A 17,235-nucleotide genomic window follows, 5' to 3' on the forward strand; every position below is an offset into this window, starting at 1 on the left:
GGCCCCGGCACCGGCCGCCGGGGCCCGGCCCGCCCGTCGTACCGCCCTTCGCCCCTCGCCCGATGGAGCCTCAAGGAGCCGATCAGATGGCCGTTTTCTCCAAGTCCCAGGTGCCGCAGTTCTCCGTCGACGTCTACCAGAACGCGTACCTGCCCGAGGGCGGCCGCGAGGTCAACGCGATCGTCACCGTGACCTCCACCGGCGGCGGCACCACGGGCGGTTTCCCGCTGCCGGGTGCGGCGGCGGGGCCGTCCGAACTGCCGGGTCCGGCCGGGCCCTCGGCGGGGGTGGTGCTGATGGTCGACTGCTCCGGTTCGATGGACTATCCGCCGACGAAGATGCGCAACGCCCGGGACGCGACCGCCGCCGCCATCGACACGCTGCGCGACGGAGTCGCGTTCGCCGTGGTCGCGGGCACCCACAAGGCGGCCGAGGTCTTTCCCGGCAACGGGCGGCTCGCGGTCGCCGACCCCGCGACCCGGGCGCAGGCCAAGGACGCGCTGCGCCGGCTGACCGCGGGCGGCGGGACCGCCATCGGCACCTGGCTGCGGCTCGCCGACCGGCTGCTCGCCTCCGCCGACCCGTCGATCCGGCACGGCATCGTGCTCACCGACGGCCGCAACGAGCACGAGTCGCCCGAGGAGCTGCGGTCGGCGCTCGACGCCTGTGCGGGACGGTTCACCTGCGACGCGCGCGGCGTGGGCACGGACTGGGAGGTCAAGGAGGTCACCGGCATCGCGTCCGCGCTGCTGGGCACCGCCGACATCGTCGCCGATCCGAGCGGCCTGGCCGCCGACTTCACGTCGATGATGGAGACGGCGATGGGCAAGGGGGTCGCGGACGTGGCCCTGCGGCTGTGGACGCCTGTCGGTGTGGAGATCGTCTTCGTGAAGCAGGTCGCGCCCGCCGTGGAGGACCTGACGGGCCGCCGCACCGTGGCCGGCCCGCGGGCGGGCGACTACCCGACCGGATCCTGGGGCGACGAGTCGCGCGACTACCACGTGTGCGTGCGGGTCCCGGAGGCCGGCGTGGGGCAGGAGATGCTCGCGGCCCGGGTCTCGCTGATCGCCCCCGCGGCGGGCGGCGGCGCTCCGGAGGTCCTGTCCCAGGGGCTGGTGCGTGCCGTGTGGACGGACGACCTGGCCGCGTCGACGGCGATCAACGCCCAGGTGGCGCACTACACGGGCCAGGCGGAACTGGCCCAGGTCATCCAGCAGGGGCTCCAGGCGCGCAAATCGGGAGACATCGGCGGAGCGACGGCGAAACTGGGCCGCGCCGTGCAGCTCGCGGCCCGTTCGGGCAACGAGGACACTGCGAAACTCCTTTCGAAGGTGGTGGACGTGGTCGATGTGGCGACGGGTACTGTGCGACTGAAGGCGAAGGTCGCGGATGCGGACGAGATGACACTCGAGACGCGCTCCACCAAGACCGTTCGCGTGAAGAAGTAGGCGCGCGACAGCACGCACGAGCAGACGTGGAGACGGCCCCCGGGCCGGAGAAGGAGAGGGGGAAGCGCCGACATGCCGACCTGCCCGAACGGACACCAGTCGGGTTCCGACGACTGGTGCGAGGTCTGTGGCCACCGCATGGCCGGCCCCGGCGCCGCGGCCGGAGCCGTACCGCCGCCTCCTCCTCCGCCGCCCGCCTACGGATACCCCGGCCCCGGGGGCCACGCCGGACCGGGAGCCGATCCGCAGGCGACGGCCCAGGCGGAGCTCTGCCCGCAGTGCCGTACACCGCGCGAGGCGATGGCGCCGTTCTGCGAGGAGTGCCGGTACAACTTCCTGACGCAGACGGCCACCTCGTACACGCCGATCTCCCCGCCGCCGCAGCCGGGACTCAACCTGCCGCCCGGTTTCCAGGCCCAGCCTGGTCCGCCGCCCGGGCCGCCGCGCGACCCCTTCGACTACCAGGGGTCGCGCCCCTCGCAGATGAACCGTCCCGCGGAGCCGCTGGGCCACGAGCCGGACCGGGGCCCCGGCCCGGCGCAGGGCGGCCCCGGCCAGCCCCCCAACCCGCTGCACGGGCCGGGTCAGGCCCCCAACCCGCTGCACGGTCCCGGCGGCCCGGGTCCCGGCGGTCCCGGGTACGGTCCCGGACCGGGACAGGCGCCCGGCGGGCAGCAGCCCCCGCAGGGGTTCCCGCCGCCGGTGCCGTCGGCGTTCCAGCAGGGCGGGCCGCCGGCTCCGCCCGCGTTCCCGCAGCCTTCGCCGCCCGCGCCGCCGCAGCACACCGGCGGCGGTGACGACTGGATGCTGTCGCCGCCGTCGCGCACCCAGTCGCCGCCTCCCCCGCCCGGCCCGCAGGCGCCTCCCGGGCACCAGGGTCCGCAGGGGCCGCCGTCGCCGCAGGGACCGCAGAGCCCTTCGCCGTTCGGGCAGCCCCCGCAGCAGCACCAGGCTCCCCCGCAGGGCGGACCGCAGGGGCAGCCGCCGCACTTCCCGGCCCAGCCGCAGCAACCGCTCGGCTGGACGGCCGTGATCGCGCCGGACCGCGACTACTTCATGGCGATGATGCAGCGCAGCGGCCCCGAGGCGACCGGCCTCAACCTGCCCGCCTACTCGCCGGAGCAGCGGCTTCCGCTCTCGGGCAACCAGGTGAGCATCGGCCGCCGCCGGCACTCGACCGGCGAGTCCCCCGACATCGACCTGTCGGTGCCGCCGGAGGACCCGGGTGTGTCCCATCAGCACGCGGTGCTGGTGCAGCAGCCGGACGGGAGTTGGGCGGTCGTCGACAAGAACTCCACCAACGGCACCACGCTGAACGGCGCCGAGGACCCGATCCAGCCGTATGTGCCGATCCCGCTCCAGGACGGCGACCGGGTGCACGTGGGGGCCTGGACCACGATCACGGTCCGCCGGGGCTGACACCGGCCGCCCGGCGGACCGGAGGCGTCACGCCCCCGGTCCGCCGAGCGGCCAGGCGTAGGGACCCTCGGGGTCGTCCAGCCAGGCCCACTGGCGCCCGCCGCGCACGGTGACGCCGAACCGGTCCCGCCGCGGCCGGTGCTCGCGCTCCCACAGGGACAGCGCCTCGCGCGGGTCCAGGCTGTCGGCCGTCAGTGCGAGGAGGAAGCGGAAGAGCTCGTTCTCGATCGCCCGGCGCGGCAGCCCGCCCGCCTTGCTCTCCGGCGCCCCCATCCCGCCGCGCAACGGCACGAAGTAGGCGGAGGTCCGCAGGAAGCGCCCTTCCGCGTCCGGCCGCCCGTCCGTGTCGGCCCCCACCCGCAGGGTCATCAGCCCGGTGGCCAGCGGGGCGACGATACGGGCGCCCGGGCTGCACTGGGCGAGCCAGTCCGGCGGCACCGACGGCAGGGTGCAGGTGGCGACGACGGCGTCGAACGGCGCCCGCCGGGGGCAGCCGCGGGCCCCGTCGCCCGTGACCACGCAGGGCCGGTGGCCAGCCGCGGCGAGGTGCGCCCTCGCGGACTCGGTGATGTCCGGGTCGAGGTCCACGGTGGTGACGGCCCCGTCGCCGAGCCGGTGTGCGAGCAGGGCCGCGTTGTAGCCGGTGCCCGCGCCGATCTCCAGCACCGTGTCCCCGTCGCGGAGGCGGAGCGCGTCGAGCATGACCGCCATCAGGGACGGCTGGCTGGACGACGTCAGCAGCGCGCCGTCGCGCAGCCGGGTGGCCAGCGGCCCGTCCTCGTACGCGCCGCCGAGCCAGCGGGCGCGCCGCTCCGGGTCGGGGTCCTCGCACCAGAGCCGCTCGTAGACGCCTTCCCGGACCGCGAAGTAGCTGGGGACGAACAGGTGCCGCGGCACCTCGCCGAACGCCGCCCGCCAGGCGGGATCCGTCAGTCCTCCCCCGCGGACGATCTCCCGCACCATGGCGGCCCGCGCCTCGGCCCCCGGCCCGGCGAACGGGTCCGCCCCGGCCCCCGGCCCGGCGGACGGGTCCGCTCCCGTTCCGGGGCGCGGTTCCGGCGGGGGATCCGCGTGTGCAGCCATGACTCCACTCTCCTTCGACCGGGCACCGGGGGCGAACCGTGCCGGGGGCCACAGCGGGGGAGATCCGGCCCGAAGCAAGAGGCCCTAGGACTTCCGGCCTCGGCCGGGGTGTCTGAGACGATGGTCGGGTGAACGAGATTCCGCGCGGGACACTTCAGGAGCAGACCTTCTACGAGCAGGTCGGCGGCGAGGAGACCTTTCGACGCCTCGTCCACCGTTTCTACGAGGGCGTCGCCGACGACCCGTTGCTGCGGCCGATGTATCCGGAGGAGGATCTCGGCCCCGCCGAGGAGCGGCTGGTGCTGTTCCTGATGCAGTACTGGGGAGGGCCCCGGACGTACAGCGACAACCGGGGGCACCCCCGGCTGCGGATGCGCCACGCCCCCTTCGCCGTCGACCGGGCGGCGCACGACGCGTGGCTCAGGCACATGCGGACCGCGGTGGACGAGCTGGGGCTCTCCGCCGAGCACGAGCACCAGTTGTGGAGCTACCTGACCTACGCCGCCGCGTCGATGGTCAACACCCCCGACCGGTAACCGCGTTCTCACCCGGCGCGCACGGGTCCCCACACTCCGGTGACCGCCCGCCGGAAAACGGTCACGATCGGGTCAAGGTCCCCGGGCAAGCGGTTACCCCCGGGCGGTGTCCTCTGAAAGCATCGCCGGAGGATTCAGGGGCGGCCCGCCCCGCGTCCGGCCGGACCGGCCGGGGGTGCGGGCCGGGGCGGGGGACGGGTGACGGGGTTCGTACTGCTGCGCCTTCGGGCGCACAGGCTGCTGCTGGCCGCCGCACTGGTGGCCGTCCTGCTGACCACCTGCGTGCTGTCCGCCCTCGCCGCCTTCTCCGGATCGGTCGGCGACGCGGCCCTGCGCCACACCCTCGGCACCCGGGAGGCGGCCGGGACCGCCCTCACGGTCTCCGCCCGGACCCCCGCGGACCGCCGCGACGCCGCCGACGAGGCGGTCGCCCGTGGCGCGGCGGCCTCCTTCGACGGCCTGCCGGTCACCGTGCGCAAGCTGGAGCGCTCGGGCGCGTACGCGCTGCCGCGGTCGCTCCGGAGTCCCGAGGCCCGCAAGGGCGAACCCGATCTCACGCACTTCGCCGCCCTGGACCCCGCGCAGGTGGCCGTGGCGGCCGGACGGCTGCCGGGTCCCGCGGGCGGCGGCGGCCCCGTGCCGGTCGCCCTCCCGGAGGCGGCCGCGAAGCTGCTGGAGCTGACGGTGGGCGCCCGGCTCGAACTGACCGACCGGCTCACCGAGAAGCCGCTCACCGCCGAGGTCGTGGGCGTGTACCGGGCGGCCGACCCGGCCGACCCGTACTGGCAGCTCGACCCGCTCGGCGGGCGCGGGGTGCGCTCCGCCGTGTTCACCACGTACGGTCCGCTGCTCGCCGACCCCGGCGTGCTCGCCTCGGGCCGCACCGGCGCGGGCGACTCCGCGTGGATCGCCCGGGCCGACTTCCGCCCGGTGACCACCGACCGGATCGGCGCGCTGCACACGGCGGCCGTCGCCGGACCCGCGGCGCTCGGCAAGGACCCGGTGTTCGCCGGGGCGGTGACGGTGCGCACCTCGCTGCCGACGGTCCTCGCGCAGAGCGAGCGGGCCCTGCTGGTGGCCCGTTCGACACTGCTGATCGTGGCCATGCAGCTGGTGGTGCTGGCCGGCTGCACCCTGGTGCTGGTGGCCAGGCTGCTGAGCAGCGAGCGGGCCGGGGAGACCGGGCTGCTGCGGGCCCGGGGCGCCTCGCGGGGCCGGATCGCTGGGCTGGCCTCGGTCGAGGCCCTGCTGCTCGCGCTGCCCGCCGCCCTGTGCGCACCGCTGCTCGCTGGGCCGCTGACCCGGCTGCTCGCCGCGAACTCCGCGCTGGACGACAGCGGTCTGCGCGTGGACGGAGCGCCTGCCGGACAGGTGTGGCTGGTGGCCCTCGCGGTGGCCGTGTGCTGTGCCGCCGCCGTGGTGGCGCCCGCGCTCGGCGCGGGCGGCGAGGGACTGCGACGCGGCCGCGGCCGGTCGCTGCCCGGACCGGTGCGGGCCGGCGCCGACCTCGGGCTGCTGGCCGTAGCGGCGGTGGCCTTCTGGCAGCTGGACCGGCAGTCCGGGGCGGCCGGCGGCGGCGCGCTGAGCGGCGACCGGGAGGGCGAACTCGGTGTCGATCCGCTGCTGATCACGGCTCCCGCCCTGGCTCTGCTGGCGGGCACCGTGCTGACGCTGCGGCTGCTGCCGCCCGCCGCCCGGCTCGCCGAACGGTGGGCCGCGGGCGGACGCGGGCTGCCGATGGCGCTGGCCGGCTGGCAGTTCAGCCGGCGTCCGCTGCGCGGCGCGGGCCCGGTGCTGCTGCTCGTGCTCTCGGTGGCGATGGGCATGCTCGCGATCGGGCAGAGCGCGTCGTGGGACCGTTCGCAGGACGACCAGGCCGACTTCCGTTCGGGCGCGTCGGTGCGCGTGCTGGCCGACGGCACGGGCGGCCCGGGCGACGCGGGACGGTACGCCGCCCTGCCCGGTGTGCGGGAGGCGGCCCCCGCGGTGCGCGCGCCGGTCGGCCTGTCGGCGAACCGCACCGCGACCGTGCTCGCCCTGGACACCACGGGTGCGGCGGACCGGCTGCTGATGCGCGGCGACCTCGCGGACGGGGATCCCGGGGCGGTGCTGGACACCCTGAAGCCCTCCGGCGGCGTCCGCCCCGGCCTGCTGCTGCCCGCGGACGCCCGGCGCGCCGCCCTGGACCTCCGGCTCACCGCGGAGGGCGCCCGGGGCGGGGTGTCGCCGTCGGGGACGCGGGTGCGGACGGTCGCCGTGTTCGAGGACCGGTACGGGATCGTCCACCGGATCGCCGCGGGCACCGTGCCCGTCGACGGCCGGGTCCACACGGTGACCCTCGACCTCGGCACCACCGCGTCGGGGGGCGGCGCGCTTCCGGCGGGGCCGCTCGCGCTGACCGGCGTACGCCTGCTGGACACCCCGGTGCCGCAGCGGGCGGAGGACCACCGGCTGACCGTCGAACGCGTCCGGTCCGCCGGCGGGGACGGCACCCTGCGCCCCGTCGCCGCGGACCCCGGACTCAGGTGGGAGGCGGCGTACCAGTCGAGCAACGGCACGGACGCCGCGGACCCGGTCCCGCTGCGGGTCGCGCCGCAGGGGCCCGCCCCGCTGAGCGTCCGCTACACCCCGGCCCCCGGCGAACTGGGCGTCAACGCCTGGGGCCGTCCCCTGGAGACGGCGGATTTCGCGGTGCAGGTCTCCGCGGTCCGGCCGCCCGCGCCGCGGCAGATCCCCGCCGTGGTCACCGACGCGTTCCTGGACGCCTCCGGCGCGGCCCGGGGCGACAGCCTCGACGTGACGTTCGGCGGCCGGGACCTGCGGATCACCGTCGCCGGCGTGGTGCGGCGGCTGCCGACGACGGGGGCCGGGGCCGGCGCCCCGGTCCCGGACGGCGCGGACCGGACACCGGCGGACGCGGCCGACGGCGGCGGCGTCCTCCTGGACTTCCGGACCGTCAACGCCGTGCTCGCCGCTGACGGCGGCGCGTCGCTGACGCCGTCCGAGTGGTGGCTGGCGACCGCGCCGGGCGCGGCGGACGAAGTCGCCGGCGCGCTGCGCGCGCTCCCGGACGCCGACGGCACCCGGGTCCTCGTCCGTGACGACACCGCCGCCGGACTCCACGGCGACCCGCTGGGCGCGGGACCCCGCTCGGCGCTCCTCGCCGTCGCCGTGGTGGCCGCCGCCCTGGCCGCGGTCGGGTTCGCGGTGAGCGCGGCCGGGTCGCTGCGCGAGCGGTCCTCGGAGTTCGCCGTGCTGCGGGCCCTCGGTGCCCCGCGCCGCAGGCTCGCCCGGCTGGTCGCGGCGGAGCAGGGGGTGCTGATCGGCATCGCGCTGCTCGTCGGCGTGGTCCTCGGCGCGGTGCTGACCCGGGCCGTCGTGCCGCTGATCGTGCTGACCGGGCAGGCGACCCAGCCGGTGCCGGGGGTCCTGGTCGAACTGCCCGTGGGACAGGTGGCGTCGCTGCTCGCCGGTGTGGCGGCGCTGCCGCTGCTGATCGTCGCCGTCATCGCCCTGCGCCGCCCGGACCCCGCGGTGACGCTGCGCCACCAGGGGGACAACTGAGATGACCAGGCAACCCGCGTCCCGTCCCGGCCCCGGCGCACGGAGCCGGCGGCCCGTCGCCCCCTGGGTGCGGACCCGGCTGCGCACCTCTCCCGGCACCGCCGCCGCGTTCGGCGTCCTGGTGCTGCTGACCGCCTTCCTGGCCGCCGCGTTCCCGCGTGCCGTGGACGCGTACGAGAACCGCGGCCTGCGGCACGCGATCACCGGCGCTCCCGCCGCGCGCAGTGCGGTGGAGGTGTCGACACCGGGTCCCGGGCTCTCCGGGTCCGAGGAGGCACGGGAGGCGAGCCTGCGGTCGGCGGCCGTGACCGGGCACTGGGCGACGGTGCTGGAGGCGCTCGGCGGGCCGCTGCGCGCCCTGCCCGGCGAGTCCGCCCACGGTGTGCGCACCAGCGTGCCGCTGCCCGCGACGGACGACTGGCTCCCGCGGCCCGAATCGGTGCCCCCGCAGATGACGCTGGCCGCCCAGAGCGGGCTGGCCGAACACTCCACCGTCACCGAGGGCCGCCTGCCGCGGGCCGGCGGCGAGGTCACCTCCCGCACCCGGGAGATCGAGGCGGTCGTCACCACCGGGACCGCGAAGACCCTCGGCATCGCGACCGGCTCGGTGGTCCATGTCGGCGCCGCCGACGGGCCGGCGCTCGCGGTTCGCGTCACGGGCATCGTCGAGCCGCGCTCGCCGGAAGGCGGCTACTGGTCCTACGACGAGGTGCTGCGCGCCCCGGGCCTGGGCGCCACGACGGGATCGCCGCCCAGCGTCTACTGGAAGGCCGCCCTCCTCATCGCCCCGGACGCGGCCCCCGCGCTGCTGGGCACCCTGGGCGCGCCGCAGCCCTACTGGCGCGTCGCCCCGGCGACCGGCCGGCTCACGGCGCAGGACGTGCCCGAGCTCTCCCGGCGTCTCGCGTCGCTGGAGGACGGCCCGGGTCTGATCGGACTGAAGGACCTGATCGACGAGAACGCGGACGTCTCCACCGATCTGGACGGTGTGCTCGGGGACTTCGAGGCCATGCGGTCGGCGATCTCCCCGGTCGTCGCCGTCGCGGCGTTCGGGATCGGCTCGGTCGCCGTGGTCGTGGTCGTCATGGCGGGCGGCCTGTTCGCCGCCCGCCGCCGTTCCGAGCTCGCCCTGCTGCGCTCGCGCGGCGGTTCGCTCGCCGGGATCGGCGGCCGGCTGCTCGCGGAGACCGGCGTGGTGGCGGTGCCCGCCGCCGTGCTCGGCCTGGCCCTGGCGGTGCTCGCCGTCGACGACGCCCGTGACGGCCCGGCGGTCGCCGCGGCGGCGGCCGTCGCCGCCGTCGCCTGTGCCGCGCTGCCGGTACGGGCGGTGATACGGCACCGGGTGCCGCTCGCGCACGGCGGCCGGGACGATCTCGCGCTCGCCCGGCCGAGCCGGCGCCGCACGGTCGCCGAACTGACCCTGCTGGTCCTCGCCGTGGGAGCGGTGGCCGCGCTGCGGCGCCGGGGCACCTCCGACGCCGGCGACCATCTGGCGAGCGCCGCCCCCGTCCTGGTGGCCCTGATCGCCGCGCTCGTGCTGGTCCGGCTGTACCCGGTGCCGCTGCGCTGGGCCGCGCGCCCGGCGGCACGGCTGCGGGGCGCGGTCGGATACCTGTCGCTGGCCAGGGCGGGCCGTTCGTCGGCCGTCGGGGCGCTGCCGCTGCTGGCGCTGCTGCTGGCCCTGGCGACGGCCGGGTTCGGCGGCTCGGTGCTGGCCGGGGTGGACGACGCGCGGGCCCGGGCGGCGCTGCTGGCCACCGGCGCCGACGCGCGGGTGTCCGGGGAGGGGGACTCCGCCGCGCTGCCGCCGGGCGCGGAACGTGCCGTCCGCGGCCTGCCCGGGGTGCGCTCGGTCACCGCGGTGCAGATCGAGCACGCCCTGACCCTGCCCGCCGCAGGCCGCCAGGCCGAGGCCCCCGCCGTGTCCCTGGTCGCGGCCGACCCCGGCGCGTACGCGTCGCTGGCCCGCCGCCTGGGGCTCGGCGAGTTCCCGGAGCAGGCTCTGCGGCCGGGCGGCGACCCCGGCGTGGTGCGGGCCGTGGCCTCGCCCGGCGTCGCCGCCTGGCTCGGCGGCGGGCGGCATCGGATCGACGCAGTCGCGGGGGCCTTCACCGTGGAGATCGCCGCGGTCAGGGAGCGCACGCCGGCCGTCGCGTCGAAGGAGTTCCTGCTGGTCGACGCCGCCCGGCTGGAGCGCCGCGCCCCGTCCGCCCTGCTGGTGACCGGCGAGCGGCTGGACGGCACCGCGATGCGGGCTGCGGCGAAGGAGCTCGGCGGGGACCTCACCGTACGGCTGCGCGCCGAGGCGCGGGCCGGTTTCACCGACTCGCCGGTCCAGGCGGGCGCGGAGCGCATCTACACCGCGGCGATCGCGGCGGGCGCGGGATACGCCGTGCTGGCGCTGATGCTGTCGCTGCTCCAGTCGGCGCCGGAGCGGACCATGCTCCTCGCCCGGCTGCGGACCATGGGACTGACCATGCGTCAGGGACGGTCGCTGCTCGGGCTGGAGGCGCTGCCCCCGGCGCTGCTCGCCGCGGCGGGCGGCGCGCTCGTCGGCTGGGCGACCATCGCGCTGCTGGCGCCGGGCGTCGACCTGGTGCGGCTGGCGCTGGCGGCCGCACCGGGGGCCGCCACCGTCGACGACGTGTCGCTGCGGGCCGACGCCTGGTCGCTGGTGCTGCCGGCGACGGCGGTGGTGCTGCTGGCGGCCCTCGTCGCCGGCGTGCAGGCCTGGTGGGCGGGCCGGCGCGGATCCGTCCGGGAACTCAGGGCAGGAGACATGCGATGACCGACACCACGCTGGAGGAGCTGGAGCGGCGGGTCGCCGCCCGGCGCGAGCGGCCTTCCTACGGGCACGACGCCCTGATCACGTGCGACCGGCTGGTCCGCGTGTTCTCCACCGACGGGGTGGAGGTGCAGGCGCTCCAGGGCCTCGACCTCCTCGTCAAGGAGGGCGAGCTGATGGCCCTGGTGGGCGCGTCCGGCAGCGGGAAGTCCACGCTGATGAACATCCTCGCCGGTCTGGACGTGCCCACGGCGGGCGCCGCCCGGGTCGCGGGGAGCGATCTGCTGGCGATGGACGGGAAGGCGCGGCTGCGCTACCGCCGCGAGGTCGTCGGCTTCGTCTGGCAGCAGACGGCACGCAACCTGCTCCCCTACCTGACCGCCGAGCAGAACGTCGCCCTGCCGATGCAGCTGCGCGGGCGGGGGGCCGGCCGGGGGCGGCGCAAGGCGGAGCGTGCCCGGGAGCTGCTGTCGATGCTCGGCGCCGCCGACTACGCGGACCGCAGGCCGGAGCAGCTGTCCGGCGGGCAGCAGCAGCGGGTGGCGATCGCGGTCGCGCTGGCGAACTCGCCGTCGGTGCTCCTCGCGGACGAGCCCACGGGTGAGCTGGACTCGGCGACCGGGGAGCAGGTCTTCGCGGCGTTCCGGCGGGCGAACGAGGAGCTCGGCACGACGATCGTGATCGTGACCCACGACCAGGCGGTCGCCGACGAGGTGCGCCGCACCGTCGCCATCCGGGACGGGCGCACCTCGTCCGAGGTCCTGCGGCGGACCCAGGTGGACGCCGACACGGGGCAGGAGTCGGTGGTGGCCCGCGAGTACGCGATGCTCGACCGCGCCGGGCGTCTCCAGCTGCCCGCCGACCACCTCTCCTCCCTCGGGATGCGGGACCGGGTGCTGCTGGAGCTGGAGTCCGACCACATCGGGGTCTGGCCGGACGAGCACGGGGTCTGAGGCCCGGGGAGTCTGTTTGTGGGGGTGGGGTGCCCGGGGCGGGGGATCTCGCCGGGTGGGCGCCGCTCACGGTGGGCGCGAGCCCAGGGGGCGCGGCGCTCGGACAGGGCGCGGCGCTCGGACGGGGCGCGGCGCTCGGACGGGGCGCTGCGGGCGTCGGGGAGGTTCCCGGGGGCGGCGCCTGCCGTGCGCGCGGCGCTCGCGCGGGGCGGGTCAGCGCGGGGTGACCGTCAGCCCGCCGAAGCCGCTCCGGCGCAGGGCCACCGAGCCGTAGGGTGTGCGCAGCCTCAGCCACGCGCCGGAGGACAGCAGTGCGACCGGCACCCCGGGGCGCAGGAAGCCGAGGGACTGGGCGGCGTGCACGGCGCGCAGCGGCAGACCGGTGCCGCCCACGTCGCGCGACCAGATCTCCCGGCCGATGCGGTCCCGCTCGGCGCGGGTGCGCCGCTCGGCGGGCAGTGCCTCGTCCCGGGCCCGGAACTCGGCGACGGCCGCCGTCACCGCGCCGCGCATCTCCTGCGCGCCGGGCAGGCCGGGCGCCTCGGTCCAGCCGCCGCGCGGCGGGAGCAGCCCGGCCCAGGGCGGTCCGGTGACCGTGCCGGGCACGGCGAACTCCGCGCCGCGCACCGACTCCAGCAGTTCGCCCGCGGACACGGTGACGTCGAGCTCGACCGGCTCCGCCAGGCGGGCCGTGCGGATCGCGAGCACCTCGAACGACGGCGGCCGCCCGAAGACCGCGACCGCTCCCCCGCCCTGCCCGACGAGCCGGACCGCGGCGGCCCGGTCGTAGTGGATCAGCCGGGCGAGGAAGGCGGCGAGGTCGTCCGCCTCCCTCGCGTCGGCGAGGCGCAGGCTCTGCACGGGTACGGGCATGGGAGCGGTCATGCGACGAGGGCGTCCTCGGGGCTGTCCTTCGACGGGTCCCCGCCGCCGGCAGGGCTGCCCGTGCCGTCGTCCAGGTAGAGCTGGAGGAAGGACTTCTCCTCCGCGGAGATGCGGCGCGGACGCTGCTCCGCCAGGTTGAACGGCACCACGACCGTGGAGGCCCGCACATACACCGTGCCGCCCTCGTCGGCTTCCTTCACCTCGTAGGCGATGGTGAGCGACGCGGCGGAGATCTTGGTGACCCAGGACTCGATCACCACCGGCTCGTGCCGGTGGACCAGCGGGCGCACGTAGTCGATCTCGTGCCGGGCGACCACCGATCCGCCGGAGAAGGACGGCGATCCGTCCCCCGGCGCCAGGCGGAACATGAAGTCGATCCGCGCCTCTTCCAGGTACCGCAGGAAGACGACGTTGTTGACGTGCCCGAAGGCGTCCATGTCCGACCAGCGCAGGGGGCAGCGGTAGATGTGGCGGGCCATGCGCTCAGCCCCGGGTGAGCTTCTTGTAGGTGGCGCGGTGCGGACGGGCCGCGTCCGGGCCGAGACGCTCGATCTTGTTCTTCTCGTACGACTCGAAGTTGCCCTCGAACCAGAACCACTTCGACTCGCCCTCGTACGCCAGGATGTGCGTGGCGACCCGGTCGAGGAACCAGCGGTCGTGGGAGACGACCACCGCCGCGCCGGGGAAGTCGAGGAGCGCGTTCTCCAGGGAGGAGAGCGTCTCGACGTCGAGGTCGTTGGTCGGCTCGTCGAGGAGCAGCAGGTTGCCGCCCTGCTTGAGGGTGAGCGCCAGGTTGAGGCGGTTGCGCTCACCGCCGGACAGGATGCCGGCGGGCTTCTGCTGGTCCGGGCCCTTGAAGCCGAAGGCGCTGACGTAGGCGCGGGACGGCATCTCGACCTGGCCGACGTTGATGTAGTCGAGCTCGTCGGAGACGACCGCCCACAGCGTCTTCTTCGGGTCGATGTTGGCGCGGCTCTGGTCGACGTAGGAGATCTTGACGGTCTCGCCGACCTTGATCTGGCCCGAGTCCGGCTTCTCCAGGCCCTGGATCATCTTGAACAGGGTCGTCTTGCCGGCGCCGTTGGGGCCGATCACGCCGACAATGCCGTTGCGGGGCAGGGTGAACGACAGGTCGTCGATGAGGACCTTCTCGCCGAACGCCTTGGAGAGGTTGGTGACCTCGACGACGACGGAGCCCAGCCGCGGGCCCGGCGGGATCTGGATCTCCTCGAAGTCCAGCTTCCGCATCTTGTCGGCCTCGGCCGCCATCTCCTCGTAACGCGCGAGACGGGCCTTGGACTTGGCCTGCCGCCCCTTCGCGTTGGAGCGGACCCACTCCAGCTCTTCCTTGAGCCGCTTGGCGCGCTTGGCGTCCTTCTGGCCCTCGACCTTCAGACGGGTCTGCTTGGTCTCCAGGTAGGTGGAGTAGTTGCCCTCGTAGCCGATGGCGCGGCCGCGGTCGAGCTCCAGGATCCAGCCCGCGACGTTGTCGAGGAAGTACCGGTCGTGGGTGATCGCGACGACGGTGCCGGCGTACTTGGCGAGGTGCGCCTCCAGCCACTGGACGGACTCGGCGTCCAGGTGGTTGGTGGGCTCGTCGAGGAGCAGCAGGTCGGGGGCCTCCAGCAGCAGCTTGCAGAGGGCCACGCGGCGCTTCTCGCCACCGGAGAGGTTGGTGACGGGCCAGTCCCCGGGCGGGCAGCCGAGGGCGTCCATGGCCTGCTCCAGCTGGGCGTCGAGGTCCCACGCGTTGGCGTGGTCCAGGTCCTCCTGGAGCTTGCCCATCTCCTCCATCAGCTCGTCCGTGTAGTTCGTGGCCATCTCCTCGGCGATGGCGTTGAACCGGTCGAGCTTGCCCTTGACCTCGGAGACGCCGAGCTGGACGTTCTCGAGGACCGTCTTGTCCTCGTCGAGCGGCGGTTCCTGGAGGAGGATGCCGACCGAGTAGCCGGGCGAGAGGAAGGCGTCGCCGTTGGACGGCTGCTCCAGACCGGCCATGATCTTCAGCACGGTGGACTTACCGGCACCGTTGGGGCCGACCACACCGATCTTCGCGCCGGGCAGGAAGCTCAGCGTCACGTCATCGAGGATGACCTTGTCGCCGTGCGCCTTGCGCGTCTTGCGCATGGTGTAGATGTACTCAGCCAAGAGAAACCGTCCGGCAAGAAGTGGGTGGGCAGATACACCCATCTTGCCGTACGCCGTGCCGTGGACGGAAACCGCGGTGGTACGGGGCCCGCCGCCGGGGTCCGGCCGGGCGTGCCGCGGGCCCGGCACGCGGTGCGTGCCGGGCCCGGGACATGGGGTCAGCGAGCCGTTACTGTCCGGCGGTCGCCTTCTTCTTGCGCAGGATGAACATCGCGGCACCGCCCGCGACGACCAGGACGACCGCGATACCGGCGATCATCGGGGTCGCGCTGGAGCCACCGGTGGCCGCGAGGTCGCCCTCGCCGCCCGTGGTGCCCTCGGAGGAGCCGCCGGCGGAGGCCGGGGTCGGCTCGGAGGACGGGGTCTCCTCCTCGTCCGGGGTCTCGGGCGCCGGGGTGCCCTGGGTCTCGCAGTCGAGCACGCCCTGGAAGCGCTCGGAGAAGCCGTTCGGGCCGGTGATGGTGAAGTCGTAGGCCTGGTCCTCGGCGACCGGGACGGTCACCGTCTTGGACTCACCCGGGGCGATGGTGTGCTTGATGCCCGCGAGCTCGAAGGTGAACGGGGAGTCGCCCTCGTTGCCGGCGGTGACGTCGACGCCGCCCTTGGCGCAGTTCTTCTCGGCGGTCACCGAGGGGATGGCGCCCTTGGTGGCCCAGGTCGCCGTCGCGTTGGCGGTGACGGTGGTCTTGCTGGAGCCGGCCAGGATCTGCGTCTGGGACTTGCTGGCGCTCGCGAACGCGCGGCCCACCGGGACGGTGGTGGTGGCCTCGACGGTCAGCGAACCGGAGCCGTCGGCAGCGCCCTCGGGCACGTCGAAGTACAGCTCGGCGCCGTTGGCGGCGGAGGTGACGGGCTTGCCGTCCTTGTCCGTGACCTTCACGCCGGAGACGGCGGCGTCGGCGGGACCGGTCACCGAGACCTCGGTGGCGTTGGTCTGCACGGTGACGGGGCCGAGCTTGCTGCCCGCCTTGCCGGAGACCGCGCTGGGCTCGAGGGTCAGCGAGGTCTTCGGCTCCTGGAGCGTCTGCGCGCTGCTCTCGAGGTAGTCGGCGAGCTTCTCGGCGGCCTTGTTCTTGGCCTCGACCTCGGCGCCGTCCGAGAAGCGCCAGATGGCGACCTGGGTGCCGGCGGCGGCGGTCTTCTTGTTGAGCTTGCCCTTGATGCCGGCCTTCTCCGCGAGCGCGGCCAGGTCGTTCACCTGCGGGTAGGAGTTCTGGAGGATCCAGAGGATCTTGCCCGCGTCCTTGTTGGCGCCGAGCGAGGTCTGGCCCCAGGGGGTCTCCAGGTACTTCGCCTTGTCCTGGGTCGGGTTGTGGATGTCGATGCAGTAGGACTGCAGCGAGCCACCGCCGTCGACGGTCATCTCGAAGAGACCGGCGGCGATCTCCTTCTTCTTCGTCTTGTCGCCGTCCTTGTACGTCAGGATGGCGTCGTCCCAGGTCTTCAGGCCGTCGAGCGTGGCGGCGGCACCCCCCGGGTTCTGGCCGGGCTCGTCGGCGGCGGCGGAGCCGGCGCCCGCGACGGAGCCCATCGCCAGCAGTCCGGTGGCGACGGCCGCGGCGGCTATCCGCCTGCGCGCATTGCGCCGCCCGGTCGTGGCGGTAGCAGAGAACAGAGCAAACACAGAATTCCCCTCCGGGCGAGACGTTCGCATGGACGCGCGGATGCGCACACGTGTGATGCGTGGTGGGAGAGTCTCGCCAGCACTCTCATGTGCTCGATGAGCACGCCGGAATCCTATGGACGGGGAGAAGCCGCGTCCCCCTTCATACCGTCACACAACCATTCCGAATCGGAATCGTTATCACCGAGGGGTGTAACCGGCCGTCGCCGCACCTTTCTCCGTCACCGCATCGACAAATCGCCACGACTTTGCGTCACATCACGGCTGCGGGCTGCTGCGGCGAACCCCCCGAATCCGCCTGCGCCGCCCTGTCCGGGGTCTGCTGACGGGGGCTCACCTGCGATTCTCCCCTGGACGCCCGGCAGAAGGCCGCGGTGCCGCGGGTCAGATCGTGGCCGGCGGCGAGCGCGTCGATGTCGACGTACGTCCGGCGCCGGCCGTCCGCGTCCTCCTCCCGCACTTTCAGCCTGCCGTGCACGACGAGGGGTTCGCCGACGGAAACGGAGGCCGCCAGATTCGCCGCGAGGGAACGCCAGGCGAAGACCGTGTAGAAGCTCGTCGGCCCGTCGGTCCAGTTACCACTGGTACGGTCCCAGCGCCGGGACTGGACGGCGAATCGGAATCGCGCCATCCCGCCCGCGGCCGTATCCCTGAACTCCACATTCGTGGCCACATTCCCCACCACGGTCACCAGGGTGTCGTTCATGACGTGCGCCTCCCCGCGCTCCCGACCGGCCCGTTCCGCCGGTCACGTGCCGCGTGCCGCCCCCCTGGCGGCACGTCGGCGATC

The 17,235-nt window shown here is 75.0% G+C and carries 12 protein-coding genes; 6 read left to right on the plus strand and 6 right to left on the minus strand.

What is annotated here, in order from left to right; translation table 11 throughout:
• The first annotated feature begins 86 nt into the window (after positions 1-86).
• Together IAG43_RS10620 and IAG43_RS10625 are read left to right on the plus strand one after the other, a co-directional pair.
• Positions 87-1,448, plus strand: coding sequence for a vWA domain-containing protein (locus IAG43_RS10620; protein WP_187740506.1), 1,362 nt, complete (start codon positions 87-89; stop codon positions 1,446-1,448).
• Positions 1,449-1,520: 72 nt separating this feature from the next.
• Positions 1,521-2,867 (plus strand): FHA domain-containing protein, encoded by a 1,347-nt coding sequence (locus tag IAG43_RS10625; RefSeq protein ID WP_187740507.1) that lies wholly within the window; start codon positions 1,521-1,523, stop codon positions 2,865-2,867.
• 27 nt (positions 2,868-2,894) lie between these two features.
• Here the strand turns inward: IAG43_RS10625 and IAG43_RS10630 are convergent, their stop codons facing one another.
• Complete coding sequence (locus IAG43_RS10630) at positions 2,895-3,950, minus strand: methyltransferase domain-containing protein (protein ID WP_187740508.1); 1,056 nt, start codon at positions 3,948-3,950, stop codon at positions 2,895-2,897.
• Positions 3,951-4,078: 128 nt separating this feature from the next.
• Here IAG43_RS10630 and IAG43_RS10635 point away from each other — a divergent pair, with 128 nt between their 5' ends.
• From IAG43_RS10635 to IAG43_RS10650, 4 genes are all read left to right on the plus strand, one after another.
• Positions 4,079-4,486 carry a globin gene (locus IAG43_RS10635; RefSeq protein WP_187740509.1) on the plus strand — a complete coding sequence of 136 codons (408 nt, stop codon included), beginning with the start codon at positions 4,079-4,081 and terminating at the stop codon, positions 4,484-4,486.
• A 198-nt stretch (positions 4,487-4,684) separates the two neighbouring features.
• On the plus strand, positions 4,685-8,050 hold the full coding sequence (locus tag IAG43_RS10640) for an ABC transporter permease (protein ID WP_187740510.1): 3,366 nt from the start codon (positions 4,685-4,687) through the stop codon (positions 8,048-8,050).
• A gap of 1 nt (position 8,051) precedes the next feature.
• Positions 8,052-10,838: an FtsX-like permease family protein gene (locus tag IAG43_RS10645; protein ID WP_187740511.1), complete on the plus strand. Its 2,787-nt coding sequence runs from the start codon at positions 8,052-8,054 to the stop codon at positions 10,836-10,838.
• Positions 10,835-11,788 carry an ABC transporter ATP-binding protein gene (locus IAG43_RS10650; RefSeq protein WP_187740512.1) on the plus strand — a complete coding sequence of 318 codons (954 nt, stop codon included), beginning with the start codon at positions 10,835-10,837 and terminating at the stop codon, positions 11,786-11,788. The genes IAG43_RS10645 and IAG43_RS10650 overlap by 4 nt, the downstream gene beginning before the upstream one ends.
• Positions 11,789-12,001: 213 nt before the next feature.
• On the opposite strand, the gene IAG43_RS10655 is transcribed toward IAG43_RS10650, so the two are convergent.
• The 5 genes from IAG43_RS10655 to IAG43_RS10675 form a co-directional block, all read right to left on the minus strand.
• Positions 12,002-12,661 (minus strand): DUF8010 domain-containing protein, encoded by a 660-nt coding sequence (locus IAG43_RS10655; RefSeq protein WP_187744393.1) that lies wholly within the window; start codon positions 12,659-12,661, stop codon positions 12,002-12,004.
• A gap of 8 nt (positions 12,662-12,669) precedes the next feature.
• Positions 12,670-13,152 carry an acyl-CoA thioesterase gene (locus IAG43_RS10660; RefSeq protein ID WP_187740513.1) on the minus strand — a complete coding sequence of 161 codons (483 nt, stop codon included), beginning with the start codon at positions 13,150-13,152 and terminating at the stop codon, positions 12,670-12,672.
• Positions 13,153-13,156: 4 nt separating this feature from the next.
• The gene (gene ettA, locus IAG43_RS10665) at positions 13,157-14,821 is read right to left on the minus strand and encodes an energy-dependent translational throttle protein EttA (RefSeq protein ID WP_187740514.1); all 1,665 of its coding nucleotides are present in this window, start codon (positions 14,819-14,821) and stop codon (positions 13,157-13,159) included.
• 169 nt (positions 14,822-14,990) lie between these two features.
• Complete coding sequence (locus IAG43_RS10670; RefSeq protein ID WP_425508587.1) at positions 14,991-16,445, minus strand: Cys-Gln thioester bond-forming surface protein; 1,455 nt, start codon at positions 16,443-16,445, stop codon at positions 14,991-14,993.
• A 253-nt stretch (positions 16,446-16,698) separates the two neighbouring features.
• Positions 16,699-17,151, minus strand: a complete 453-nt coding sequence (locus IAG43_RS10675) for a single-stranded DNA-binding protein (protein ID WP_187740516.1) — start codon at positions 17,149-17,151, stop codon at positions 16,699-16,701.
• Positions 17,152-17,235 lie beyond the last annotated feature (84 nt).

This window comes from Streptomyces genisteinicus (assembly GCF_014489615.1).
GTDB lineage: Bacteria > Actinomycetota > Actinomycetes > Streptomycetales > Streptomycetaceae > Streptomyces > Streptomyces genisteinicus.

Coding starts and splice junctions, on each gene's coding strand:
- IAG43_RS10645 (WP_187740511.1), top strand. CDS start 8,052: ATGACCAGGCAACCCGCGTCCCGTCCCGGCCCCGGCGCACGGAGCCGG.
- IAG43_RS10675 (WP_187740516.1), bottom strand. CDS start 17,151: ATGAACGACACCCTGGTGACCGTGGTGGGGAATGTGGCCACGAATGTG.
- IAG43_RS10630 (WP_187740508.1), bottom strand. CDS start 3,950: ATGGCTGCACACGCGGATCCCCCGCCGGAACCGCGCCCCGGAACGGGA.
- IAG43_RS10620 (WP_187740506.1), top strand. CDS start 87: ATGGCCGTTTTCTCCAAGTCCCAGGTGCCGCAGTTCTCCGTCGACGTC.
- IAG43_RS10625 (WP_187740507.1), top strand. CDS start 1,521: ATGCCGACCTGCCCGAACGGACACCAGTCGGGTTCCGACGACTGGTGC.
- IAG43_RS10650 (WP_187740512.1), top strand. CDS start 10,835: ATGACCGACACCACGCTGGAGGAGCTGGAGCGGCGGGTCGCCGCCCGG.
- IAG43_RS10660 (WP_187740513.1), bottom strand. CDS start 13,152: ATGGCCCGCCACATCTACCGCTGCCCCCTGCGCTGGTCGGACATGGAC.
- IAG43_RS10655 (WP_187744393.1), bottom strand. CDS start 12,661: ATGCCCGTACCCGTGCAGAGCCTGCGCCTCGCCGACGCGAGGGAGGCG.